26 protein-coding genes and 3 pseudogenes are annotated in these 22,862 nt (G+C 60.4%); 12 read left to right on the top strand and 17 right to left on the bottom strand.

Annotation, left to right across the window (positions count from 1 at the left end; genetic code table 11):
- The first annotated feature begins 12 nt into the window (after window positions 1-12).
- Window positions 13-1,335 carry a UDP-glucose/GDP-mannose dehydrogenase family protein gene (locus QNJ43_RS02100; protein WP_300466999.1) on the top strand — a complete coding sequence of 441 codons (1,323 nt, stop codon included), beginning with the start codon at window positions 13-15 and terminating at the stop codon, window positions 1,333-1,335.
- Between the two features lie 232 nt (window positions 1,336-1,567).
- Window positions 1,568-2,842, top strand: coding sequence for a phosphopyruvate hydratase (gene eno, locus QNJ43_RS02095; protein ID WP_300466997.1), 1,275 nt, complete (start codon window positions 1,568-1,570; stop codon window positions 2,840-2,842).
- A gap of 44 nt (window positions 2,843-2,886) precedes the next feature.
- Here the strand turns inward: eno and QNJ43_RS02090 are convergent.
- The 8 genes and pseudogenes from QNJ43_RS02090 to QNJ43_RS02055 form a co-directional block, all read right to left on the bottom strand.
- Window positions 2,887-3,527, bottom strand: a pseudogene (locus QNJ43_RS02090) (DsbA family oxidoreductase).
- 391 nt (window positions 3,528-3,918) lie between these two features.
- Window positions 3,919-4,461, bottom strand: a complete 543-nt coding sequence (locus QNJ43_RS02085) for a hypothetical protein (protein WP_300466995.1) — start codon at window positions 4,459-4,461, stop codon at window positions 3,919-3,921.
- A 45-nt stretch (window positions 4,462-4,506) separates the two neighbouring features.
- Window positions 4,507-5,100 carry a hypothetical protein gene (locus QNJ43_RS02080; protein WP_300466993.1) on the bottom strand — a complete coding sequence of 198 codons (594 nt, stop codon included), beginning with the start codon at window positions 5,098-5,100 and terminating at the stop codon, window positions 4,507-4,509.
- A gap of 205 nt (window positions 5,101-5,305) precedes the next feature.
- Window positions 5,306-5,848 carry a hypothetical protein gene (locus QNJ43_RS02075; protein WP_300466991.1) on the bottom strand — a complete coding sequence of 181 codons (543 nt, stop codon included), beginning with the start codon at window positions 5,846-5,848 and terminating at the stop codon, window positions 5,306-5,308.
- A 42-nt stretch (window positions 5,849-5,890) separates the two neighbouring features.
- A complete protein-coding gene (locus QNJ43_RS02070; RefSeq protein WP_300466989.1) occupies window positions 5,891-6,211 on the bottom strand; it encodes a hypothetical protein in 321 nt (106 codons plus the stop codon).
- Window positions 6,208-6,516 (bottom strand): hypothetical protein, encoded by a 309-nt coding sequence (locus QNJ43_RS02065; protein WP_300466987.1) that lies wholly within the window; start codon window positions 6,514-6,516, stop codon window positions 6,208-6,210. The genes QNJ43_RS02070 and QNJ43_RS02065 overlap by 4 nt, the downstream gene beginning before the upstream one ends.
- Window positions 6,497-6,955 carry an AMP-binding protein gene (locus QNJ43_RS02060; RefSeq protein ID WP_300466985.1) on the bottom strand — a complete coding sequence of 153 codons (459 nt, stop codon included), beginning with the start codon at window positions 6,953-6,955 and terminating at the stop codon, window positions 6,497-6,499. Before QNJ43_RS02060 ends, QNJ43_RS02065 begins: the two co-directional genes overlap by 20 nt.
- Before the next feature lie 28 nt (window positions 6,956-6,983).
- Window positions 6,984-8,708 (bottom strand): extracellular solute-binding protein, encoded by a 1,725-nt coding sequence (locus tag QNJ43_RS02055; protein ID WP_300466983.1) that lies wholly within the window; start codon window positions 8,706-8,708, stop codon window positions 6,984-6,986.
- Window positions 8,709-9,238: 530 nt separating this feature from the next.
- Here QNJ43_RS02055 and QNJ43_RS02050 point away from each other — a divergent pair.
- A complete protein-coding gene (locus QNJ43_RS02050) occupies window positions 9,239-9,856 on the top strand; it encodes an invasion associated locus B family protein (RefSeq protein WP_300466981.1) in 618 nt (205 codons plus the stop codon).
- A gap of 150 nt (window positions 9,857-10,006) precedes the next feature.
- Here QNJ43_RS02050 and metC read toward each other — a convergent pair.
- Window positions 10,007-11,201 (bottom strand): annotated as a pseudogene (metC, locus tag QNJ43_RS02045) (cystathionine beta-lyase).
- 298 nt (window positions 11,202-11,499) lie between these two features.
- On the opposite strand from metC, the gene QNJ43_RS02040 reads away from it, so the two are divergent.
- From QNJ43_RS02040 to QNJ43_RS02025, 4 genes are all read left to right on the top strand, one after another.
- Entirely contained in the window at window positions 11,500-12,489 is a 990-nt protein-coding gene (locus tag QNJ43_RS02040; protein ID WP_300467282.1) for an amino acid ABC transporter substrate-binding protein, read from the top strand.
- 295 nt (window positions 12,490-12,784) lie between these two features.
- Window positions 12,785-13,975, top strand: coding sequence for an amino acid ABC transporter permease (locus QNJ43_RS02035; RefSeq protein WP_300466979.1), 1,191 nt, complete (start codon window positions 12,785-12,787; stop codon window positions 13,973-13,975).
- 9 nt (window positions 13,976-13,984) lie between these two features.
- Window positions 13,985-15,109 carry an amino acid ABC transporter permease gene (locus QNJ43_RS02030; RefSeq protein ID WP_300466977.1) on the top strand — a complete coding sequence of 375 codons (1,125 nt, stop codon included), beginning with the start codon at window positions 13,985-13,987 and terminating at the stop codon, window positions 15,107-15,109.
- A gap of 71 nt (window positions 15,110-15,180) precedes the next feature.
- A complete protein-coding gene (locus tag QNJ43_RS02025; RefSeq protein WP_300467281.1) occupies window positions 15,181-15,954 on the top strand; it encodes an amino acid ABC transporter ATP-binding protein in 774 nt (257 codons plus the stop codon).
- 102 nt (window positions 15,955-16,056) lie between these two features.
- Here the strand turns inward: QNJ43_RS02025 and QNJ43_RS02020 are convergent, their stop codons facing one another.
- From QNJ43_RS02020 to QNJ43_RS01985, 8 genes are all read right to left on the bottom strand, one after another.
- A complete protein-coding gene (locus QNJ43_RS02020) occupies window positions 16,057-16,584 on the bottom strand; it encodes a carboxylesterase family protein (protein ID WP_300466975.1) in 528 nt (175 codons plus the stop codon).
- A 29-nt stretch (window positions 16,585-16,613) separates the two neighbouring features.
- Entirely contained in the window at window positions 16,614-17,462 is an 849-nt protein-coding gene (locus QNJ43_RS02015; RefSeq protein WP_300466973.1) for a carboxylesterase family protein, read from the bottom strand.
- A 341-nt stretch (window positions 17,463-17,803) separates the two neighbouring features.
- Entirely contained in the window at window positions 17,804-18,784 is a 981-nt protein-coding gene (locus QNJ43_RS02010) for a 2-keto-3-deoxygluconate permease (RefSeq protein ID WP_300466971.1), read from the bottom strand.
- A gap of 59 nt (window positions 18,785-18,843) precedes the next feature.
- Window positions 18,844-19,035 carry an amidohydrolase family protein gene (locus QNJ43_RS02005; RefSeq protein WP_300466968.1) on the bottom strand — a complete coding sequence of 64 codons (192 nt, stop codon included), beginning with the start codon at window positions 19,033-19,035 and terminating at the stop codon, window positions 18,844-18,846.
- On the bottom strand, window positions 19,025-19,435 hold the full coding sequence (locus tag QNJ43_RS02000; RefSeq protein WP_300466966.1) for an amidohydrolase family protein: 411 nt from the start codon (window positions 19,433-19,435) through the stop codon (window positions 19,025-19,027). Before QNJ43_RS02000 ends, QNJ43_RS02005 begins: the two co-directional genes overlap by 11 nt.
- Window positions 19,420-19,806 carry a hypothetical protein gene (locus QNJ43_RS01995; protein WP_300466964.1) on the bottom strand — a complete coding sequence of 129 codons (387 nt, stop codon included), beginning with the start codon at window positions 19,804-19,806 and terminating at the stop codon, window positions 19,420-19,422. The genes QNJ43_RS02000 and QNJ43_RS01995 overlap by 16 nt, the downstream gene beginning before the upstream one ends.
- A gap of 92 nt (window positions 19,807-19,898) precedes the next feature.
- Window positions 19,899-20,432, bottom strand: coding sequence for an MFS transporter (locus QNJ43_RS01990; protein ID WP_300467280.1), 534 nt, complete (start codon window positions 20,430-20,432; stop codon window positions 19,899-19,901).
- Window positions 20,432-21,052 carry an MFS transporter gene (locus QNJ43_RS01985; RefSeq protein ID WP_300466962.1) on the bottom strand — a complete coding sequence of 207 codons (621 nt, stop codon included), beginning with the start codon at window positions 21,050-21,052 and terminating at the stop codon, window positions 20,432-20,434. The genes QNJ43_RS01990 and QNJ43_RS01985 overlap by 1 nt, the downstream gene beginning before the upstream one ends.
- Before the next feature lie 384 nt (window positions 21,053-21,436).
- On the opposite strand from QNJ43_RS01985, the gene QNJ43_RS01980 reads away from it, so the two are divergent.
- From QNJ43_RS01980 to QNJ43_RS01960, 5 genes and pseudogenes are all read left to right on the top strand, one after another.
- Window positions 21,437-21,661: a LysR family transcriptional regulator gene (locus QNJ43_RS01980; RefSeq protein WP_300466960.1), complete on the top strand. Its 225-nt coding sequence runs from the start codon at window positions 21,437-21,439 to the stop codon at window positions 21,659-21,661.
- 27 nt (window positions 21,662-21,688) lie between these two features.
- Window positions 21,689-21,889 carry a LysR substrate-binding domain-containing protein gene (locus QNJ43_RS01975; RefSeq protein ID WP_300466958.1) on the top strand — a complete coding sequence of 67 codons (201 nt, stop codon included), beginning with the start codon at window positions 21,689-21,691 and terminating at the stop codon, window positions 21,887-21,889.
- Window positions 21,813-22,319 carry a LysR substrate-binding domain-containing protein gene (locus QNJ43_RS01970; protein WP_346432805.1) on the top strand — a complete coding sequence of 169 codons (507 nt, stop codon included), beginning with the start codon at window positions 21,813-21,815 and terminating at the stop codon, window positions 22,317-22,319. The genes QNJ43_RS01975 and QNJ43_RS01970 overlap by 77 nt, the downstream gene beginning before the upstream one ends.
- Before the next feature lie 16 nt (window positions 22,320-22,335).
- Window positions 22,336-22,518 carry a hypothetical protein gene (locus tag QNJ43_RS01965; RefSeq protein WP_300466954.1) on the top strand — a complete coding sequence of 61 codons (183 nt, stop codon included), beginning with the start codon at window positions 22,336-22,338 and terminating at the stop codon, window positions 22,516-22,518.
- A gap of 24 nt (window positions 22,519-22,542) precedes the next feature.
- A pseudogene (locus tag QNJ43_RS01960) lies at window positions 22,543-22,809 on the top strand (alcohol dehydrogenase catalytic domain-containing protein); the annotation flags it as partial.
- Between the last annotated feature and the right edge of the window lie 53 nt (window positions 22,810-22,862).

Below are 22,862 nucleotides of genomic sequence, written 5' to 3'. Positions count from 1 at the left end.
TTGGGGGTTTTTATGCGCGTCACGATGATTGGAACCGGCTATGTCGGCCTGGTTTCCGGCGTGTGCTTTTCCGAATTCGGCTTCGACGTGACCTGCGTCGATATCGACGAAGCGAAGATCGCAACGCTGAACAAACTTGAATCGCCGATCTACGAGCCTGGGCTCGATGATTTGATCTCGCTCAACCACGAAGCCGGTCGGCTGGTCTTCACCACCGATTTCGAGCGGGCGGTCGAGGAAGCCGATGTGGTCTTCGTCGCGGTGGGAACTTCGTCGCGGCGCGGAGACGGCGAGGCGGATCTGACCTACGTCTTCGAGGCCGCCAAGCGGATCGCCCGTGCCATGCGGCCAGGCACGGTCATCGTCATCAAGTCGACGGTGGTCGTCGGGACGTGTCGCAAGGTGCACGACATCGTTGCCGCGGAACGCCCCGGTGTTCCGTTCTCCATCGCCTCCAATCCCGAATTCCTGCGCGAAGGTTCGGCGATCGAGGATTTTATGCGGCCTGACCGCGTGATCGTCGGGGTGGAGGACGAGCGCGGCGAAAATGCTCTCCGTCAGCTCTATCGCCTGCTTTTCCTGCGTGAGACGCCGATCTTGGTGACGTCGCTGGAAAATGCCGAAATCACCAAATATGCGGCTAATGCCTTCCTCGCGATGAAGATCACGTTCATCAATGAGATCGCCAATCTGTGCGAGAAAGTTGGCGGCGACGTTCAGCAGATCGCGACCGGTATCGGCCTCGACAAGCGCATCGGCCTGAAGTTCCTTCACGCCGGGCCGGGATATGGTGGTTCGTGTTTTCCCAAGGATACCAACGCCTTTGCCGCCACGGGGCGCAAGGCGGGTGCGCCGCAGCTTCTCGTCGAGACGACGATCGAGGTCAACGAGACGCGCAAACGCGCCATAGCGGATCGCATTCTGGAAGCGCTGGGTTCCCATCCGGCCGGAAAGATCGTTGGCGTGCTCGGGATTGCCTTCAAGCCCAATACGGATGACGTGCGCGATGCGCCGAGCCTCGTGATCGTACCGCGCCTCGTCGGGACCGGCGTCAAGGTGCGTGCCCATGACCCGGAAGCCCGCGAGCAGGCGGAGCCGCTTCTGCCGGGCATGGAGTGGTGCGAACAGCCTTACGACGTCGCCGCCAATGCGGATGTCCTTGTCGTGCTGACGGAATGGAACGTTTATCGCGGCCTTGATCTGAAGCGGATTGCAGCAGCGATGACGGGCAAGACGATCGTCGATCTGCGCAACATCTATCGTCCTCAGGATGTTGCCGATGCCGGGCTGGGTCATGTCAGCGTCGGCAAGCAGTGGACCGCGACTGGGGCGTAACCCCGGCCGCGTTCAGGCGCGATGAAATGATGTGAGGATGGCCGGTATCCCCGACCATCCTTTTCGCGGGTGTGTTCGGCGCCGAATGGGACCTCCGTTTGGCAGCGACAGCCCGACGTTTTGATTGTGAACGCGGTCGGCCGAAGGGGCTTTCGGTCTGATCGAGCCGTGTTCGAGCAAAATGCCGTCGATCCCATAACCGGCGTCGGCGCGTTGAGAACGGGAGTGCCTCATGACTGCCATCATCGATATTATTGTCCGTGAAATTCTCGATAGCCGGGGGAACCCGACCGTCGAAGTCGACGTGTTGCTGGAAGATGGCAGCAAGGGGCGCGCTGCGGTGCCGTCGGGCGCCTCAACCGGGGTGCACGAGGCCGTTGAATTGCGCGACGGTGAAAAGCGCTACGGCGGAAAGGGCGTGCAGAAAGCGGTCGAAGCCGTCGACACGGAGATCCTCGAAGCTCTGATCGGCATGGACGCCGAGGCGCAGGTCGGCATCGATGAGACGCTGATCGATCTCGACGGCACAGAGAACAAGAGCCGCCTTGGCGCGAACGCCATTCTCGGCGTTTCGCTGGCTGTCGCGAAGGCCGCAGCGCAGGCTTGCGAGCTGCCGCTCTATCGCTATGTCGGCGGCGCAGGCGCGCGCATTCTGCCGGTTCCGATGATGAACATCATCAATGGCGGCGTTCACGCCGACAACCCGATCGATTTCCAGGAATTCATGATCATGCCGGTCGGCGCCGACAACGTCGCCGAAGCGGTGCGCATGGGCGCGGAAGTCTTCCACACGCTGAAGAAGTCGCTCAAGGATGCCGGTCACAACACCAATGTGGGTGACGAGGGCGGGTTCGCTCCCGGGCTTGCTTCCTCCGATGAGGCGATCGGCTTCATTCTGAAGGCCATCGAGAAGGCCGGCTACACGCCGGGCGACGATATCTACCTCGCGCTTGATTCTGCCTCCAGCGAGTTTTTCAAGGACGGCAAGTACCATCTGGAAGGCGAGGGCAAAGTGCTGGCGCCGGAAGAGATGGCAAAGGTCTATGCCGACCTCGTCGCGCGCTATCCGATTATCTCCATCGAGGACGGAATGGCCGAGGATGACTGGGAAGGCTGGAAGGCCGTTACCGATCTCATCGGCGACAAGATCCAGCTCGTCGGCGACGATCTGTTTGTGACCAACTCCGAGCGCCTGCGCGAGGGTATCGAGAAGGGCGTTGCCAATTCCATCCTGATCAAGGTGAACCAGATCGGCACGCTGACGGAGACGCTCGACGCCGTTCATACCGCGCATACGGCGGGCTACACGGCGGTGATGTCCCATCGCTCCGGCGAGACCGAGGATTCCACCATCGCCGATCTCGCGGTCGCCACCAATTGCGGTCAGATCAAGACGGGTTCGCTGGCGCGTTCCGACCGGTTGGCCAAGTACAACCAGCTCATCCGCATCGAAGAGGACTTCGGTCCCCAGGCCCGCTTCGCTGGCCTGTCTGTGCGCAAGGGCTGAGGGAACGCTCGTCGTTCCGATCTAACGGACAATGGGGCCGGTCATCACGTGGCGTGCGTGACCGGCCTCCGAGCCGAGGTCTCCTCCTCGGCTTCCGCTGCCGCCTTGCAAATGGCGGAGGCGATGTTTTCCGGCGTTTCTGCTCCCATCAGCACGTATTTTCCGTCGATGGTGAAGCAGGGTACGCCCGTCACCCCCATGCGATGTGCCGTTTCGATCTCGGTTTGCGTCTCCGCGACGTCGGCATCGCTCTTCAGCAGTTCTGCCACCAGCTTGCCGTCCATTCCGACTTCGCTCGCCAGAGCGACGGGGTCATCGCGCTTCGTCAGGTCGATGCCTTCCAGGAAGTAGGCGCGGAACAGGCGTTCACGAGGGCATCCTGCACGCCGTCATGACGCGCCCAGCGCACCAACCGATGGCAGTCGAGCGTGTTGGGCGAGCGTTTGATGCTGTTGAACTGGAAGTCGATACCGCTTTCGCTGCCGACGGCGGCGATGCGTGTATAGATCGCTTGCGCGCGTTCCTTGCCGCCGAATTTCTCATGAAGATACCGGGTGCGATCCTTTCCCTCTGCGGGAAGGTTCGGGTCGAGCTGGAACGGACGCCACCGGATTTCCACGGGCGCGTCGCACAGTTCGTTTGCTTGTTCCAGTCTCCGTTTGCCGATGTAACACCATGGACACATGATGTTCGAGATAACGTCAATCGTAAGCGCATGTCCGTGCATGCCTGGTCTCTGTTGGCATGGCTCTGGGCCGCTGCTTACTTTTCTCCTCCCGGCGTCAGATCTCGTTCGCTCTCGGCGAAAACGCTTCTCCTCTAAGCGCAATTTACCGACTCGTGGCTATCTGCCAATCCGGGTAAGTGCAGTTTCTCAACACGAAAGGTTGAATGCGCTGAGCCCTATCGCCGCGTCTTGGGAGTTCTACGGAAGCAATGAGAACAGTTGCCTGATCCGGCAAACGTCATCAAATCAGCAGTATACGGCCCTGTTCAGGCCGCCGTATTGACGACTGCGACCTTGGCCGAGGCATCAAACCGCAGGGGGGCGGCGCCAATTTCGAGTGTCACCGGCGTCATGCGCATGATGCGCTCCACCCCAGTTCCACATTTGCCGCGTTGGTGCCGGGAAAGGCCGTGATGATGTCCGTGCCCTTGATGATCAGCGCCAGGTCCTCGATGCGCACGATGCGCCGGATCAGTCGTAAGGCGGGCTTTTCGAGCGGAAGGCTCTGAAGATGAAGCGGGGCCGGGTCGTCGGTAACGGGTTCGATCGACAGGCGCGTCACGGTCAGCGGTTTGTTGAGCCGCCGCGCGGCTTTCTTTGCGCGCTCCAGATAATGCCGGAACGACTTGGCGGACATCATGCCCTGGGTTCCGTCCAAGGCATCCTGGCTGCGGAGCAGCATTTCCTGCGTCTGGCGGTCAAGACGGCAGGTCCGAATGCTGGTGGTCAAACGCAGGAAGAGGTCCGCGCGGGTGGAGCGCAGGGTCAGCACGTCGCTGGCCCGCGACAGATAAGCGTGCTCCGCGGTCTCCCTGTCGAGCCCCTCTGTCAGCAGGATGATTGGCAAATCGTGATGGACGAGGTTGCTGCGCAGGAGCAGCAGCGTGTCCATTGCTTCGGTGTTGGCCTGATCGAGGATGACCGCGTCGGAGGCGCGTCAGCCCAGATAGAGATTGGCCATGTCGGCCGTCAGTGCGGTGACGATCTGCACCTTTGCGCCGAGAACGGATTCGATCTGGGAGAAACTGCCGCGCATGCCCACGACGAGGAGGGCCGGTCGATTGTCCGCGCACCCTCCCGAAATGGGCATGGCCGGGCGCGGGACCTCGATATCCAGACCCTCAAGAGCGGCGGTGCGCACGGAGGCTTCGATCTTCTTGGTCTTCAATCGGGCGAGGGAATGGATCTGATTGATGACGGTTATCGGCGGAATCGGATGGGTCAGGATCGCTTCCGGCCGGATCGCTTCGGGTTTGCGGAAGGAATGTTCGGCCAGGCAGACAAGAGGGATATCGTGTTTGCTGGGGGCGCGTTCCGCTCCGCGTACGAGGCCGACGAAATCCTCGATCTTCATGTCGTAGCCGTCGACGACGATCGCTTGAAGGATATCTGGTCCCTGAAGAAGATCGCTCAGTTCCTCCACACGCGAGAATACGTGCAGACGTTCGATCTTATCGCGCAGATCTCCCCAGAACCCATCATTGCTGCTCCCTTTGCTACGCAGAGCAGCAACCGTGCCTGTCAGCGACATCGTGCAATCAACCTGTAAAAACCAACCCAGGGGGACTTTGTCACACGACAATTAAAGAGAAGCTAACGCCAGAAATACCTACGATTTTTCCACGAAATTCTATAAATAAAACTTGAGTTTAATTTTAATCAGTCGCATTCCAAGTGAAGCGCGGCCATGAATACGGCGCGTCTCACTGTCTCGTGGCATCGGTCGGGAGCGTGGATCAGCCGGCGGCGCGGATGTCGAGGCGCTGGTTCTCCAGGGCCTTTCTGTTGACGAAGCCGGCATCCGAACGCGGAATGGCATCGACCATGACGAAATCCGCCGGTCTCGCCTGCAGGCCTATCTTGCGCTCATCGAGAAAGGCCAGGAAACCGGCGCGGTCTAAGGGCTTGTCGGAGGTGCGCACGATGGTCGCATAAAGCCTCGTTCCAAGGACCGGATCGCTGCAAAAGAAGGCGGCCGCATCGAGGATGCCGTCGAAATTCCGGTAAAGTGTATCGAGTGCCGCAAGATCGAGGCTAATGCCGCCGATCAGGCCTGAATTCCCGAGGAAGGGGTTCACGTCGAGATGGGTGATCCGCTCGCCGTCGCTCAGTGCGATCAGGCGTGTGCGCAGGTAGCCGTCGGCGGCATCCGGCCAATCTTCGCTCGGAGCTCCGGGCCATGCGCATTCGGGTACCATGGCACCGCGAACCAGAAGACTGGCGGCGCCGGAGCCTGACGACGATCCGCGGTCGGGAGTGTCGAGCTTGAGTTCGGCCACGGAAATGGCACCCGGTCCTTCGCTTCGCCCGAGCTGCAATGTCTATGAATAGGTCTCGCCTTCGCGCCTTTGGGCGATGGCCGCGAATTCCTGGATGAGCGTGACGTCGACCACGGTGTGGTCGGGGATCGGCTCTTCGGCGCGTTCCGCTCCCGATTGCCAGATTACGACGAGCGTCGTCGGTTTCTTGATCGCTGCTGCGGTGCGAACGGCGAGCTGGCCGGGCATGACCATCATATCCGCCTCCACGGCGTGGGCATGGCGGGCGATCCCCGACATGTCTTCCGGGTGGTGCAAATGCAACGTGCCGCCGCTGAGCAACCACGGCACCACGCCGCTGCCGAGACCGGCAAGGCCGGTCATGGAATAGGGCAGGAGGGGATCCTGGCGCCATCCCCGATGCGGCTTTCCGGCATCGGGGCAAGTCCGGTGGCTATCCAGTGATTGTGGGTGCGCGGAACGGGCAGGGGGCGCCCCGATGCGCCGACCGTCCAGGTGAGCGTTGCCAGATGATCGGCAGCCTTGTCGCCCCGAACGATGTCGGCGGGCGGGATTTCGTCTCCGAACTCTTCCATGACCGTGGATAGGGAAATCAGACCGTCGAGCAGGTTGTCTCCAAGACCGAGCACGTAGCGCAGACCGAAGACCTCAACGGCGGCGTCGCGCATTCAGTTCGCTGTTGCGGCGTCCTCGAACCGGTCGGTGGTGATCACCGCCTTGGCGCCTGCCATCGAAAGGGTGTCGGCGATTTCGCGACCGCGCCAGACAAGCGGTATTCGGAGTGACGATGAGCCCGGTGCGGAGTGCTGCCAGAACGATCACGGCCGCATCGGTCGTGTTGGGTAATTGCAGGCCAATCACGCTGTCGGGCGTCAGTCCCAGCGCCTTGCACAGGCCTGCCAGGCGGGAGATCTCGAGATCCGCGGCCTCGTAGGTCAGGCTGCGGGCCTCGCCGCTCGTCCAGGAGGAGCGATTCGGCTCGTCCACCAGAGCCAGACTTTCCGGGTGCTTCTGTGCCATCTTGCGGAACAATGCATCAAGCGCCACCCGGCCCCAGACGCCGGAAGCGTGGTTGCGCTCGATCGTGGACGCGGTCGAGAGGATCATGCGCCCCTCCTGCACTGTGGGTTTGGGCTCATTGAACCGAGTCATCATACCACCAGGTGTCCAGGCGATAGCCCGTAAGCGGCGTGGTTTCGGTGGGGACGATACGCCGCCATCTGACGATCCAGTCGGCGGGCAGATGGAACAGCGGAACGGCATAGGCGCCGGAGATCAGAACCCGATCGAATGCACGGACGGCGGTGACGAAATCCTCGCGGCTGCGTGCCTTGAGCATCGCGGTGATCATCGCATCCAGAGCGGGTTCGCGTGCGCCTGCGAAATTGAAGGAGCCTTCCTCGTCCGCACTGGCCTGCGACCAGCGCAGGGTCTGTTCGTTGCCCGGTGACAGCGACGCCGTCCAGGTCGCGACCGTCATGTCATAGTCGAAGGCGATGCGGCGGCGTTCATACTGCGCGGAATCGACGGTGCGCACCGTTACCTCGATGCCGACGCGCTTCAGGGTTCGGGCATAGGCGAGCGCCAGCCGTTCCTCGTCGGATGACCGCGTCAGGGTCTCGAAGGCAAACGGTTCGCCCGTCGCCTTGTTGATCATCTTGCCGTTCTTGATCTCCCAACCGGCTTCGCGAAGCATCGCAACGGCGCGGGCGAGAGGGGCTCTGTCCGTTCCTGTCCCGTCGGTGCGCGGCGGGTGCCAGTCTCCCTTCATGACAGCGGGCGTCACGGCATTGGGGAAAGGGGCCAGCAAGGTCTTTTCCGCATCCGAGGCGGGCCGTCTGATCGAGGAGAGGTCCGATCCGTCGAAATAGCCTTCGGTGCGCTCGTAGAGACCGAAATAGAGGTTCTTGTTCACCAACTCGAAGTCGAAGAGCTGCACCAGGGCGTGCCGCACGCGGATATCGGAGAAAATCGGTCGCCGCGTGTTGAAAACGAACCCGGTCATTCCGGCAGGTAGGTCGTTATGGAATTCCTGCTTGATCACGTCGCCGTCCTTGACGGCGGGAAAATCGTAACCTTGCGCCCAGCGCTTCGGATCGCTTTCGACGATCAGGTCGATAAGGCCCTTCTTGAAGGCCTCGAAGAGCGAGTTGCGATCCCGGAAATACTCGATTCGGATCTGATCGAAATTGTCGTGTCCGACCTTCACCGGCACATGAGCGCCCCAATAGTGGGGATTGCGCTTCAGGACGATCGTGCTGCCCAGATCCACCTTGTCGACAGTGTAGGGGCCCGACCCGATGGGAATGTCGAGTGACGACTTCTCGAAATCGGTCGGGTCGATCGCATGTTCCGGCAGAATGGGGGCCAAGCCTATCAGAAGCGGCAGCTCACGGTCCTTGCCGTCCTCGAAAATCAGGCGCACGATCCGCGCGTCCCGGCTTTCCATGCGCACGATCTTCTTGAACCACGTGTGGTAATGCGGGCGACCGGAATTGCGCAGCAAGGCGAGGGAAAAGATCACGTCCTCTGCGGTGACCGGCGTGCCGTCGGAGAATTTCACTTCCTTGCGCAGGCGGAATTCCACCCAGTTGCGTTCGGGCGGCGTCTCGATGCTTTCCGCCAGCAGTCCGTAGAGCGAAAACGGTTCGTCGCGATTGCGAACCAGCAGGCTCTCGTAGACGTTGTTGCCGAATTGGTAATCCCACAGGCCGCGTGCCGCGACGCCCTTGATGATGAAGGGGTTGAGACTGTCGAACGTCCCCTGAACGCCATAGGTGATCGAGCCGCGCTTCGGGGCATCCGGATTGACGTGGGGCAGATGTCTGAAGCCCGCGGGCAGGGCGGGTTCGCCGTGCATGGCGATGTTGGGTGCGGGCTTTGCGCGAGCCGGGGCGGAGGCTAGTCCGCAAACCATTGCGGTTACGGTGAAAACGGCGAGGAGCGACGCCAAAAGCGGGGCGCAAAGCCGTGTGCGCATCCACGCAGCCAACGACGTCTGGCCAGGATGCGAGCGCCGCATCTTGCACACGAAAGCATTTACCATAAACAGTGTCGCCGTCGTCTTTGATGCTCTGCCGCCTGCCGGGATTTTACAGCATGCGGCCGAGGATCTGCGAAAAAAAACGTTGATTCTAAGGCAGATCCTATCACACAACAGGGCCGACCGGTCCTTCGTAGTAGTCGGAATGACTGGCATTTGGGGCGCCAAGCCGCTATTCATGCGGCGCAATACAAGGGTAGTCACCGTCTCGCCGCAATTGGCGGCGATGGAGGGCCCGAGATTTTTGGGGCGGTCCCGCGAGCCGGGGTCTGGATGGGGCGGTCCGCCGGGAAACAGGGAAGCAAGGACGATTTCGTATGGCCAATAGGTACTCCCGAGTTCGAGCCGTGGCACAGGGAGCGTCCGCCGCGCTGGCCGTGCTCAGTCTCACCAGCATTGCCTCAGCGCAGACGGCGGACACCTCCGCAGCGCAGCCCGAGGCCGAGTCCGCCTGGACCAAGGTTTGCAACACCGATCCCAAGAGCCAGAAGAAGATCTGCATGACCTTGCAGAACAAGGCGACCGATACCGGTCAGCTTCTTGCTCAGGTCGCCATTCGCGAGATCGAAGGTGAGGATCGCAAGTCCATGGCGGTGATCGTTCCGCCGGGAATGCTCCTCCAGCCGGGTCTGCGCGTTCAGATCGACGGTGGCCAGCAGAAGGCAGGCAAGTACAATATCTGCTTCTCCAATGGTTGCGTCAGTGAGTTCCTGATCGATGACGCCTTCATCAGCGCGCTGAAGAAGGGCAACAACCTCGTTCTGACCACGCTGAACCAGCAGAACAAGCCGGTGCAGCTCGAGCTGACTCTGATCGGATTCACAAAGGTCTACGAGAGCGCCGGTCTCAGCCCGCAGGACCTGCAGGCCAAGCAGAAGAAGTTGCAGCAGGAGCTTCAGAAGCGCGCCGAGAATGCTCGCAAGAAGCTGATCGAGCAGCAGAAGAAGGCGACGGAGTCCGAGTGATCGCTCGGGCATCCGAACTTCGTCTCGACGAATAAGGACGGGTCGTCACGATCCGACAGAAACAAAAACGGCGGCGGTCCGGATGGGCCGCCGCCGTTTTGCTATGTGCGGAACGGTCAGGAGCGGGGAGGCTGCCCCTGACCGTTTCGGTCAGTCTCGTGCCGCGTTATAGGCTGCAAACCCGCGCTCAAGGTCGGCGGTCAGGTCGGCCGGATCTTCAAGGCCGATGTGGAGGCGGATCAGTGGGCCCTTGGTATCCCAGTTGATCGCGGTGCGAATCGATTTGGGATGTGGCCAGGTGAGGAGGCTCTCGAAGCCGCCCCAGGAATAACCGAGCCCGAACATCTCCAGCGCATTGAGGATTGAGGAATGCCTTGGCGTCCGCATCCGGGCCGCGAACCAGTTCAATGGCAAACAGTCCGCTTGCGCCGAGGAAGTCGCGTTTCCACAGGTCGTGTCTGGGGGCTCCGGGCCGGGCCGGATAAAGAACGCGCGTCACATCCTCGCGCTCGGAAAGCCAGCCCGCGATTTCCAACGCATTCTTCATGTGGCGTTCCAGCCGCACGCTCATCGTCCTGAAGTCGCGAAGCGCCAGATAGATATCGTTCGGTCCCACGCACAGGCCGAGATCGCCGTGGGTCTGTTCGAGGGCTTTCCAAGCGCGTTCGCTGGCGGCCACGGTGCCGATCATCACGTCGGAATGGCCGACGATGTATTTGGTGCCGGCCTGAATCGACAGGTCCACGCCATGCTCGATCGGCTTGAAATAGAGCGGCGAGGCTCAGGTGTTCTCGGCCAGGACGATCGCATCGTGCTTGTGGGCAAGGGCCGCGATTGCCGGAATGTCCTGCATTTCGAAGGTGAGGGAGCCGGGCGTCTCGGTGAAGACGGCGCGCGTGTTGGGATGGAAGGCGACTTCCAGAGCGTCGAGATCGATCGGGTCGTAGTAGCTCACCTCGCCCCCGAAGCGGGTCAGCACAGCATCGCAAAAGTGGCGGCAGGGGCCGTAAACGGAATCGGCGACCAGCAGGTGATTTCCGGCCGACAGGCACGATTGCAGTGCCACGGAGATGGCGCTGAGGCCGGACGGCGCTGGAAGACGCGTGCCCGCAGCGCCTTCCAGCGCCGTGATCGCTTCTTCCAGCGCATTGGAGGTGGGGGTGCTCCGCCGTCCATAGGTGTAAGGTTGATTTCCCGTGCTCATCGTCTCGATGTCGGGGAACAGAACGGTGGAGGCGTGGATCACGGGCGGATTGACGAAACCGTGATTGTCTTGGGGGTGGCGGCCCGCCTACGTAAGCAGCGTGTCAGGGCGAGTTGATCCGGTTGATGTTTTTTTGGTCATGTTCACGGTCTGTGCAATTGCAATTGGACGTTGGGTGGGCAGATGCCGCGCATCTGGGTCGCAGGTGGGAGGATACTCTTGACCCGACTTTATAAATGTCCTCGAATAAGCCTATGGGGCGATAATCGACAACCGCGCCGTGCGAACTGAGGAATTATGAGCCGAAGATATTGTACAGGCTAGCGGGTTCTCTCTCATTGATATGAGTTTGTAATTACTTCGCCCCCAATACGCAAATGCATCAACCGGGCAACAGAAAAGGCTTCAATCAATGACCATCAAATTTTTGCCGCTCGCTATGGGGGCAGCGCTTGGAATGGCCGTTACGGCAGCAAGCGGCGCGACCTTAGACGATGTAAAAGCAAAGGGATTTGTTCAATGCGGCGTGAGCCAGGGGCTGCCGGGGTTCTCTAATCCGGATTCCGCGGGCAATTGGTCCGGCCTCGATGTGGATTACTGCCGCGCGCTGGCGGCTGCCATTTTCAACGACGGGGCCGCGGTGAAGTTCACCCCGCTCTCCGCCAAGGAGCGCTTCACGGCGCTTGGCACTGGTGAAATTGACATCCTGTCGCGCAACACCACCTGGACGATGACCCGCGACACCACGCTCGGGCTCAACTTCGTCGGCGTCGACTACTACGACGGTCAGGGCTTCATGGCCCGCAAGTCGCTTGGTGTTTCCTCCGCGCTGGAGCTGTCCGGCGCCGCGGTCTGCACCAATACGGGAACGACGACGGAGCTCAACGTCGCCGACTATTTCCGCGCCAACAACATGCCTTATGACGTCGTCGCCTTCGAGAAATCCGACGAAGTCGTGCAGGCCTATGACGCGGGCCGTTGCGACGTCTACACGACCGACGCCTTCGGCCTTTATGCCCAGCGTCTGAAGCTCGCCAATCCGGATGAGCACATGGTTCTGCCGGAAATCATTTCCAAGGAGCCGTTCGGTCCCGTGGTGCGCCAGGGCGACGATGAATGGTTCAACATTGCCAAGTGGACGCTCTTCGCGCTCGTCAATGCCGAGGAACTCGGCGTGACCAAGGCCAATGTCGATGAGATGAAGTCCTCCGACAATCCGGCCATCAAGCGCCTTCTGGGCATTGAAGGCTCGTTCGGCGAGACAATCGGCCTGACGAATGACTGGGCCTACAACATCATCAAGGCCGTCGGAAACTACGGCGAAGTCTTTGACGCCAACGTCGGGCCGGATACTCCGCTCGGCATTTCCCGTGGTCTGAATGCGCTGTGGTCCAAGGGCGGCATCATGTACGCCCCGCCGATCCGCTAAAGGTTCTGCGCTGCACCCGGTCGGACAGAGGTCCGGCCGGGTGTTTCGTATCCGGGCTTGAGATTGACAGGTGACGAAGGTCGCGGCGTCGGGAGACGGGCGTTGCAGTTCACGGACGGGTTCTGTCCGGTTGTCTGTCGATTCGGGGCTGCACAGTGATCGATCTCGGAGGACCCGCGATGGCGGCCGTATCACCGGTGCAGTGACGCATGCCGATTGAGTCGGCGCCCGGCAGGGTCCTTGCATGTCGTTGGAAGCGACCTCGGGTTGTTGCCGAGATAAATGGGCGGAGACTATGGCTATTCAGGAGCATTCTGCGACGGAAAAACCGTCGCGCGGATCATTGTTACACGACCCGTGGGTACGCGGCTTATTCTATCAGGTCGTGGTTGTCGGATTGGTCGTTGCCCTGGGTTGGGAAATCATTTCCAACACCATGGCAAACCTTGCGCGCCAGAATATCGCGTCGGGGTTTGATTTTCTCGATTATACGGCCGGTTTCGGCATCATTCAGGCCCTGGTCCACTACACCGAGACATCCAGTTACGGCCGGGCTCTTTATGTCGGCTTTCTGAACACGGTCCTCGTGGCGGCCATCGGCGTTCTGTTTGCCACGATCCTCGGCTTCATCGCCGGCGTGGCGCGGCTGTCGAGCAACTGGATCATCGCCAAGCTGGCCTATCTCTATGTGGAGATCCTGCGCAACATTCCGCTGCTCTTGCAGATCTTCTTCTGGTATTTCGCGGTGCTGCGCTCGGTGCCTTCGCCGCGCAACAGCGTGACCTTTCTGGAAAGCATCTTCATCAACAATCGCGGCATCTACACGCCGCGGGCAATCTTCCAGGAAGGGGGAACGCTCATCGGTGCGGCCTTTCTGATCGGTATCGTCGGATCGATCGTGTTGCATATGTGGGCACGCAAGAGGCAGGAAGAGACGGGCCAGCCGTTTCCCTCCGTTCTGTCGGCTCTGGGGCTGATCATCGGTCTACCGGTCATTGCCTTCTTCGTCACCGGAATGCCCGTCACCGTGGAATACCCGGTCCTGCGCGGCTTCAATTTCGTCGGTGGGCTGAAACTCACGCCTGAATTCGTAGCCTTGGTTCTGGCGCTCTCCATCTACACCGCGTCGTTCATCGCCGAGATCGTGCGCGCGGGCATTCTGGCCGTCAGTCACGGCCAGACGGAGGCTGCCAATGCGCTCGGTCTCAGGCCGCGTCCGACCTTGCGTCTGGTGGTCATTCCACAGGCCATGCGGGTGATCATTCCGCCGCTCACCAGCCAGTATCTCAATCTCACCAAGAATTCCTCGCTGGCGGTGGCCATCGCCTATCCGGACCTCGTTTCCGTCGGCGGTACGGTTCTGAACCAGACCGGCCAGGCGATCGAGGTCGTCGGTGTGTGGATGCTCATCTATCTCTCGCTGAGCCTCACCACGTCGGCATTCATGAACTGGTACAATCAGCGCATGGCGCTGGTGGAGCGGTAGGAAGGCGTCATGGCTGCAACAGATTTCCATTTCGTTCGCGATGAGATGGCCCCCGTCCTGCCCCCGCCGGCTGCGACCGGTGGATTGGTCGGTTGGGTGCGTAACAACCTGTTCTCGTCATTGACGAACACCATCCTGACGTTGATAGGGGTGATCATCCTGAGGCTCCTGTTCGAGCCGCTGGTCAAATTCGCGTTCATCAACGCGATGTGGACGGGAGAAAATCGTGAGGCGTGCCTCGGCCATCACGGGGCCTGCTGGCCCTATATCACGGACTATTTCTCGCAATTCATCTATGGCCGCTATCCCATCAGCGAACGCTGGCGGGTGGATATCGTCTTCGCCGTCTTTGCGCTCGGTCTTGTCCCGCTGCTCGTCCCGTCGGCTCCCTTCAAGCGGGCCAACGTGATCTTCATGCTGATCGTCTTTCCCGTCGGCTCTTTCTTCCTGCTGACGGGTGGCTTCGGGATGGAGATCGTGGAGACATCCAACTGGGGCGGGTTGCTGGTCACGCTCGTCATTGCCGTGACGGGCATTGCCGCATCGCTGCCGATCGGCATCGTGCTGGCACTCGGGCGACGATCGAAAATGCCGGTGGTGCGGCTTGTCTCTGTCATCTTCATCGAGTTCTGGCGCGGTGTTCCGCTGGTCACGGTGCTGTTCATGTCGTCGGTGATGCTGCCCCTGTTTCTGCCGGAAGGCGTCAACTTCGACAAGCTTTTAAGGGCTCTGATCGGCGTGACCCTGTTTGCCTCCGCCTACATGGCAGAAGTGGTGCGCGGCGGGTTGCAGGCTATCCCGAAAGGACAATATGAGGGCGCCATGGCGCTGGGGTTGCGGTATTGGCAGATGATGGGGCTGATCATCATGCCTCAGGCGCTGAAACTGGTGATCCCCGGTATTGTCAATACTTTCATCGGGCTGTTCAAGGACACCACGTTGGTGCTAATCATCGGCCTGTTCGATCTTCTCGGCCAGATTCAGTCGTCCTATACGGATCCGACCTGGGCGACGCCGACGCAAAGCCACACCGGATACCTTTTTGCAGCGGCAACATACTGGGCGTTCTGTTTTTCGATGTCGCGTTATTCCATCTTTATGGAGAGGCGCCTCCATACCGGGCACAAACGTTAATATGACGTGCTGGGGAGACTCGGCGCGCCCGAGACACCTTTGAGGGTCAAAAAATGAGTGAAACGGCAGCCATGACCGCCGAGACGAAGCCGAAGATGGAAGTGTCCGAGACGGATGTGGCCATCGAGATCGTCGGTATGAACAAGTGGTACGGCGATTTCCACGTGCTCAAGGACATCAACCTGAAGGTCATGCGCGGCGAGCGTATCGTGATCTGCGGGCCGTCCGGTTCGGGCAAGTCCACGATGATCCGGTGCATCAACCGGCTGGAAGAGCACCAGAAGGGCGACATCATCGTCGACGGGATCACCCTGACCAGCGATCTGAAGCGGATCGACGAGATCCGCCGCGAGGTTGGCATGGTGTTCCAGCATTTCAACCTCTTTCCGCACCTGACCATTCTGGAAAACTGCACGCTTGCGCCGATCTGGGTGCGCAAGATGCCGAAGAAGCAGGCGGAAGAGATCGCCATGCACTATCTGGAGCGGGTCAAGATCCCCGAGCAGGCCAACAAGTACCCCGGCCAGCTTTCCGGCGGTCAGCAGCAGCGTGTGGCAATCGCGCGCTCGCTGTGCATGAACCCGCGGATCATGCTCTTCGATGAGCCGACTTCGGCTCTCGATCCGGAAATGATCAAGGAAGTGCTGGACGTGATGGTAGGCCTGGCGGAAGAGGGCATGACGATGCTCTGCGTCACCCACGAAATGGGCTTTGCGCGTCAGGTGGCCAACCGGGTGATCTTCATGGATGCCGGGCAGATTGTGGAAGAGAACGCGCCGGAACCGTTCTTCACCAATCCGCAGCACGAGCGCACCAAGCTGTTCCTCAGCCAGATCCTGCATTGATCACTGGCGTAACACTTATTGCTATTCGAAAGGCGCACAGATTTCTCGGTGCGCCTTTTCTTTTACAGGCCTCATTTGAGTTTCGTTTGATGACGAGGCTGCCTATTTTGGCTCGATGACGATCATCAGGGGCGTGGGGGCAGATGAAGTTTCGTCAGGGCCTCGATCAACGGTTGAGCAGGATCTTTTCCTGTCCGAGTTCCATTCTCGCCAATCAGCAGGAATGTGTTCGCCTTGGCGGTAAAACCCGCGCCAGGCAGGCGCATTCTTGATCTGAGGACTGCCGGTTCGCGCAAAGGCGACCCAGCGATCGGCAAGTGCGTCGGAGAGTTTCCGGCTTTCCGGATCGGCTGATGTGTTCGCGGCGACATGCCCGAAGACATAAGGGATTTCGGAGGTGTGGATCGCGCCGCGAACCTTGCCGCGCTTCGCTTTCGGCACCCAGGCGAAGGGATACGCATAGACCGGGTTGCCGTGGTCTGCGTGCGTCTGCGTGATCGCTCGGCTGTTGATGCCCGCAAACCATTCGGTTGCGATCTGTTCTGCAAAGGCATCGTCGTTGTCGCGGCCGTAATCGTAGCAATATGGCTTGAGTTCTTTCCAACGCGCCTCACCGAGATCCTTCTTCACGCTTTGTCAGTAAGGCGGGGGAAAGAAACCTACTTCCGCGTTGTTCCAGCCGATGAGCAGGGGAATGTGCGCAGCATGGCCTTTGGCGACTTCGTCTGCTGCGGAGCCAAGTACCACCTTGCCGTCGCTACTGCGCCGAGCCCCAGTTCCGAGGCAACGGTCTCCCCGATTTCATCGGCCCCCTTGCGGGAATGGACGGGAACGGCGAGGCCTCCAGATTCCATGATCGCCTTGTCGAAGAGCCCCTTGGCGATCGGAGAGGCAAGCAGATACGAGACCGACACGCCGCCGGCGGATTCTCCGAAAACGGTGACGTTATCGGGATATCCGCCGAAAGCGGCGATTTTGTCCTTCATCCAGCGCAGCGCTGCGATCTGGTCGAGGAGGCCATAGTTGCTGTCAGTTTCGTCCGAAGCGGAGTGAAGGGCGGGATGGGAGAATATTCCGAAGACGCCGAGGCGATAGTTGATCGTGACGACGATCGCTCCGTATCTTGCGAGATCTGCACCGCTGTAGAGATCGAGGTTAACTGCTCCGAAGCGAAAGCTGCCGCCATGGATCCAGATCATCACGGGGAGTGGGGGTGCAGCATTGGAGGTGGATGCGGAGCGCCAGACGTTCAGCGTCAGGCGGTCCTCGCTTTGGGGATATGACTTCAGGCTCTTTTCGGGATTCTTTCGGGCCTCCTTCTGGATGCAGGCGGCGCCGAAGGTCGAGGCGTCGCGAACACCGGACCAGATCTTTGGAGACTGGGGCGCTTTCCATCGCAACTCCCCAACGGAAGGCGCGGCGTAGGGAATGCCTCGAAAGCTCTCTACCTCACCGGTCTTGATCCCGGCGAGGGATCCGGCAGACGTTGTCACGACGGGTTTAGACATCTGAGCTTCCGCAGCTTGGACCGGGTTGATTTATCCGCCGATCAGGACCGCAACGGCGAACGGCATTGCCAGCGCAAGAAACAGTAGGCGGCGAGAAGGAAGGCAAGACATGGTGCTCTCGGGGGCTTGTCTGATGGCAGGTTGGTGGCGGCCGGATAGTGTGGGCCGGGGCAGCCTTCGGGTAAGTCGTCTCTCTACGTAGGTCGGTCTGTGTCGGAGATTGCGTCTGAGACGGTCAGGCGAGCGTTCGGGCACCAAAGAAGAATCCAACCGGACGACGGGATCCGGTTGGCTCTTCATGCCCCGAGATGTTGATCGGGTGCGTTTCCCGGGGCCGGAGTTCAGGCGCTGGTCGGGGCTGCATCCACCTTCGGTTCCGGAGCGCTTTCAGGGGCGTCCTTCTTGGCGGCCAGCTTGTTGGCCAGGAACGGCATGATGATCACTGAGATCACCACGGACATGGCGATCTGTGCGGTGGCTGTCGTCACATAGGTCTGATGGGCGGGGTGGTTGGCCGCATAGAGCATGGGCACGGCCACGGCAGCACCGGCTGTCGGAACGACGCCGCAGGCGGCATAGCCTGGGCGACGCAGCAGGCCGCGATCGACACCCAGCAGGATCGGCACGTTGATGATGATGACGATCGCCGTCAGCAGCAGCTCGGAGAAACCGGCCGAGACAACGGCGCGAAGGTCGATGACGGCACCGAAGTAGAAGCCGAGGAAGGGCAGCACGACGACACTTCCCGGGGCCAGGAACTTCCGCAGGTCAGCGTCCAGATTACCGAGCAGCATGCCGATCAGGAAGGGGGCCAGTGTGGCGATGACCACCATGTAGTCGAAGCCCTGACCTTCGGCCAGACCGACCAGCAGCAGGGGGACGGCAGGAACGGAGACAAGGTTGAGAGCGCCGAAGGCGGAACGGTCGATGTTGTCGCCGTAGCGGGTGACAAGGGCCAGGTAGATATCTGCGTTGGTCGTTGCAATCGCCGAAATCAGCGCGATGGAGGGAATGCCCCAAATGCCGTCGGGCTTGAACAGTCCGATCGCCACCAGGGCGACGACAACGCCGATGATCAGCTTGGTGAGCAGCAGCACGAAGCCGCGTTTCACCGTGGGAGCGACATCGGAAATCTTGAATTGGGCGCCGGTGACGAAGAGCATCATGCCAATGACGGTCATCGTGCCGGTGTAGAAGAGCGCGGTCGTTGCGCCGCCGATGTTCAGGGCCGAAGGCCAGAACGTGTGGACGACGGCCGTAACGACCATTGGCACGTTCAGAATGCCGGCGGGCACCTTCTGCATTGATTTCAGAATTTGCATGTGGATCGTCCTGCGAGCGGGAAGGGGGCTCTCCGTGCGAAGGGCCCCCCGGTATCAACTCACTTCAGATCGAGCAGGATCGTCTCGGCATTGCCGTGGGTGACCTTCGCCTTGCGGGCGTCATCAATCTCGGCACCTTCGACCCAGTCGCAGGCCTCCTTGAGGCTCTCGAACGGATAGTCGGCGGAGAACATCACGTTGTCCTCTCCGAGATTGTCCAGAGCGCAGCGCAGCGAGACGTCATCGCACACACTCGACGTGGTGATCGTGATGTTCTTGCGGGATGTAATGCGACGGCTTCTCCGCGAGGGGTTTGTTCATGTAGGTGGTCGGCAGACGGCTGTCGAAACGCCACAGCAGGTAGGGCAGGGTTTCGCCCATGTGGCCGAGGATGATGCGGGCGTTGGGGTGACGTTCGAAGACGCCGTTGACGACGAGGCGCAGAGCATGGCTGGCGGTCTCAGCGCCCCAGCTCCAGAACGGGCCCCACAATGCCTTTGCGCCTTCATAGGTGATCGGCATCTGCACCGGGTTGCCCGGGTGGATGTAGATCGGGGCCTTCAGTTCGGCCGGTTTCGCCCAGAAGTCCTCATAGCAGGAATTGTCGAGGTATAGGCCGAGGGTCTGACCATTGATCATGGCGCCCTGCATTTTGAAGTCCTTGATGCAGCGTTCCAGTTCGTTGTGGCCGCCTCGGTCGGATCCTGCATGGCGAGGTGTGCCAGACCGCCGTAGCGTTTGGGATGGTCCTGCATCGCCTTGGCAAGCACGTCGTTGGCTTCCTTGGCGAGTTTGATTGCGCGACCTGCATCAGGTTCCACCTGGACGCCCGGGCCGGCAATGGAGAGAACGGCGAAATCGAGCCCGGCCTCGTCCATGGCATCGATGTGTTCCTGACCGAGCTGCTTCAGGCGCGGAATGGCGCGACTGGCAAGGTCCTTGTTGATGTTCTGGTACGTATCTTCGAGATGGGGAACGAGGTCTTCGGTAACGAAGTGTTCTTCCAGGGCGATCTTTTTCACTTTTTCACCCCTTGTTTTTCCGCCACGGGCGGAACTCGGGCATCCCCCCCGGCTCAGGATGACGGCCGGGGAAATGCAATCGTTGGGATGGATCAGGCCTTTTTCAGCCGTCCGATCAGGTTGTTGCCGCCGAAGATGAATGCGATGACGATCGCGATGACGGCAGCGGTGCCAAAGGCGGTCGTGCCGTTTCCGGGGATGAATTCCATGAAGGAGGAGAGGAACTGTCCGAGGAAAATCGCGACCGAGAGGTAGGTAAAGTTCTGAGCCCTGTGGCTGAGCGGGCTGCGCTCGGCGACCATGTTGTTGACCAGAGGAATGGAGAAGCCGAAGCCGCAGCCCATCAACACAGCGCCCGCGATCATGATCGACAGGGCGCCGGTGGTGTAGAGAATGTGGGAGGCGGCGTAGCAGAGGAACGCGAGGCCGAGTGTTCTGTGGTCCCCTAACGCCTTCTTGACGCGGGGCATGAAGAAGGTGGTGCAGACTGCGATCAGCGAGATGAAGGCCATGAAGTAGCCCGTCTCATCTTTGCTCAGCCCCATTTCCGCGAGTCGACGGGGCATCATGACAACAGCGGTAAAGAATAGGATCAGGGAGCAGCAGGCGGCGAAATAGATGTCCATCACGCGGACATTGGGTTGGGACCCGGCTGCCTTGGCCGCGACTTCTTCTTCCTGTGCCTCGGCCGAGGCCGGGACCTTGCTCGGGATGAAGAGCAAGCCATCGCCAGGAAAACCCAGGCTGCGAGGTATAGCAGGAAGGGGTACTGCCAGCCGATGCCGGCCAGGATGTCGCCGATCGCCAGGAAGATGACGCCGCCGAGCTCGATGGCCACGCCTTGTGTCGCGATCATGCGAAGACGGGCATCGCCTTCATAGAAATCTGAAATCAGGTTCGTGCCCGATGCCATCACCATGGCCGTCGCGCCGCCGAGCAGCAGACGGTCGGTGAACAGCACGATCGGGTTGAAGAGCCACATGCCAACGAGGCCGAGTGCGCCGTACAGAACCAGGTCGATGACCAGCGCCTTGTAGGCGCCGATGCGTTTCATCAGCAGACCGACGAGATGACCGAAGACGACAACGCCGAGAGAGGGGAGGGTGACAAGCCAACTGGCGGCGTTTGGCACGCCAAGCGCGGTGGAGACGCTGGGCAGGCCGGGCACGATGACACAGCCCACCATGATGGTCAGACAGGCGACGCACAGCAGTGCAAAGCCTCCCAGTGGATTCAGTTTTGACATGGCATGATCCTGATTGCGGAAAACCCGCGACAAACTTCTCCTGCATGCCTTTCGCCCGATCGGCACAAGGCACTGGAAATGCTTGAAACAGCGAGGGGAATGCCGGGTGACTGTCTTCTTGGTTTGAAGGCTAGGCAGGTCTTTTCCTGCCGACGAATGTCAGATCAGTTTCGCCGGGGGAGGTGCTGGCCTGTTGGGACAGCCTGCGGGGGACTGCGCGGGTCGATCAGCGGACCGCTGAACTGCATGAAGCTGGCGGATGTATCCGTTCCGAGCATCGGAACCCTCCACTCTCAAATTCCGTCCTGAGGCAGAATATAGGTTGCGTCGGGTGGTCAGTAAAATAGATTGATTTGACTTATATAATCAGTTTTGGTGATTTCCGTGTCCGAAATCCGCCAACTCCGCTATTTCCTCGTTCTGGCCGAAACTCTCCATTTCGGACGTGCCGCGCGTCAGCTCAATATCGTTCAGCCCGCGCTGAGCATGCAGATCAAGGCGCTTGAGGAGACGCTGGGCGTCAGTTTGTTCAAGCGAAGCCCCCACGAGGTTCGTCTCACCATCGTCGGCGAACTCTTCAGAACGCGGGCGCAGGCGCTCATGGCGTAATTGCAGCTTGCCGTGGACGAAGTGCGAATGGCCGGGGAAGGGGAGATGGGACGCATCGTGCTTGGCGTGTCGGCCACGGCGACAGCATCCGGCATCGTGGCGCATCTGGTGCGCTCCTACCGATTGCGCAGACCGCTTGTGAGCATCCAGATTGTCGAGACAGATCCCGTCACGCAGTCGCGCGCTCTTCTTGAAGGAGGAATCGACATCGCGTTGGGCCCCCCCTGAGTCCTTCCGGAAATCCAGAGAACTGGTTCGCGGTATCGATCTCGCGCATTTTCCGATTCAACTCGCCGTTTCGTCTCAACATCTTCTGGCGGGCGTCCAGAGCGTGCATCCCAAGGAACTCAAACACGAGACATTCATCGGACTGTCCGGCGAGGAAGAGAACGCGGGCATGTTCGTGACGCGCAACAGCCTCGGGTTCGAACCCGTTCGCAAGTTGCAGGCCCGCAATCCCATGACCATGCTCGGTCTGGTGGAAGCCAATCTCGACGTGGCGGTCGTTTCTGCCGCCCTTCAACGTGCGGCTCCGGAAGGGACCGTCTTCATCGAGCTTGAGGGCGTAAACGCCGGATTCGATCTCCATCTGTTCATGCGAAAGGGCGAGACGGAACCTGTCGTGCTGGATTTCATCAAGGAAGCGGAAATTCAGTAGCGGCCATCCTTCGATCATGGCCGCATCGGTGCTGGTAATTGGTCAGGCTGACGGCCGTCGGGACGACAACGGGATGCGGGCCGCGATCGCATTGTTTGACTTGTCAGAATTCCTGAAGCTTTCCGGAGGCGTTCTGGTCTATCGTCCCTGGACGAAGCCACTGAAGAACAATCATGCAAACGATGGTTCATTGAATTGAATCGCGAGGGGAGGAACAAAAACCATGAAGGTAAAGGCGGCAGTTCTGGAGGAAATCGGGCGGCCGGGGCCTTATGCGCAAACCCGGCCGTTGACGATCGAAGAGATTGATCTTGAGGGGCCGCGGGAAGGCGAAGTTCTCATCAAGGTGGAGGCGGCGGGGCTCTGCCATTCAGATTTATCCGTCATCAACGGCGATCGGCCCCGGCCCGTGCCCATGGTGTTGGGGCATGAGAGCGCCGGCATCATTCAGGAGGTGGGATCGGGCGTGGATCGCTTTGCGCCGGGCGATGACTATCTGAGCGGCAGAGTCGGAACGGACGTTCTTCGCGGCGGCGAAGGCAA

The sequence above is a fragment of the Breoghania sp. genome (assembly GCF_030066895.1).
In the GTDB taxonomy this organism is placed as follows: Bacteria; Pseudomonadota; Alphaproteobacteria; order Rhizobiales; family Stappiaceae; genus Breoghania.
The sequence above is the reverse complement of the archived record's forward strand: the minus strand, read 5'-3'. Positions and strand labels throughout refer to the sequence as shown.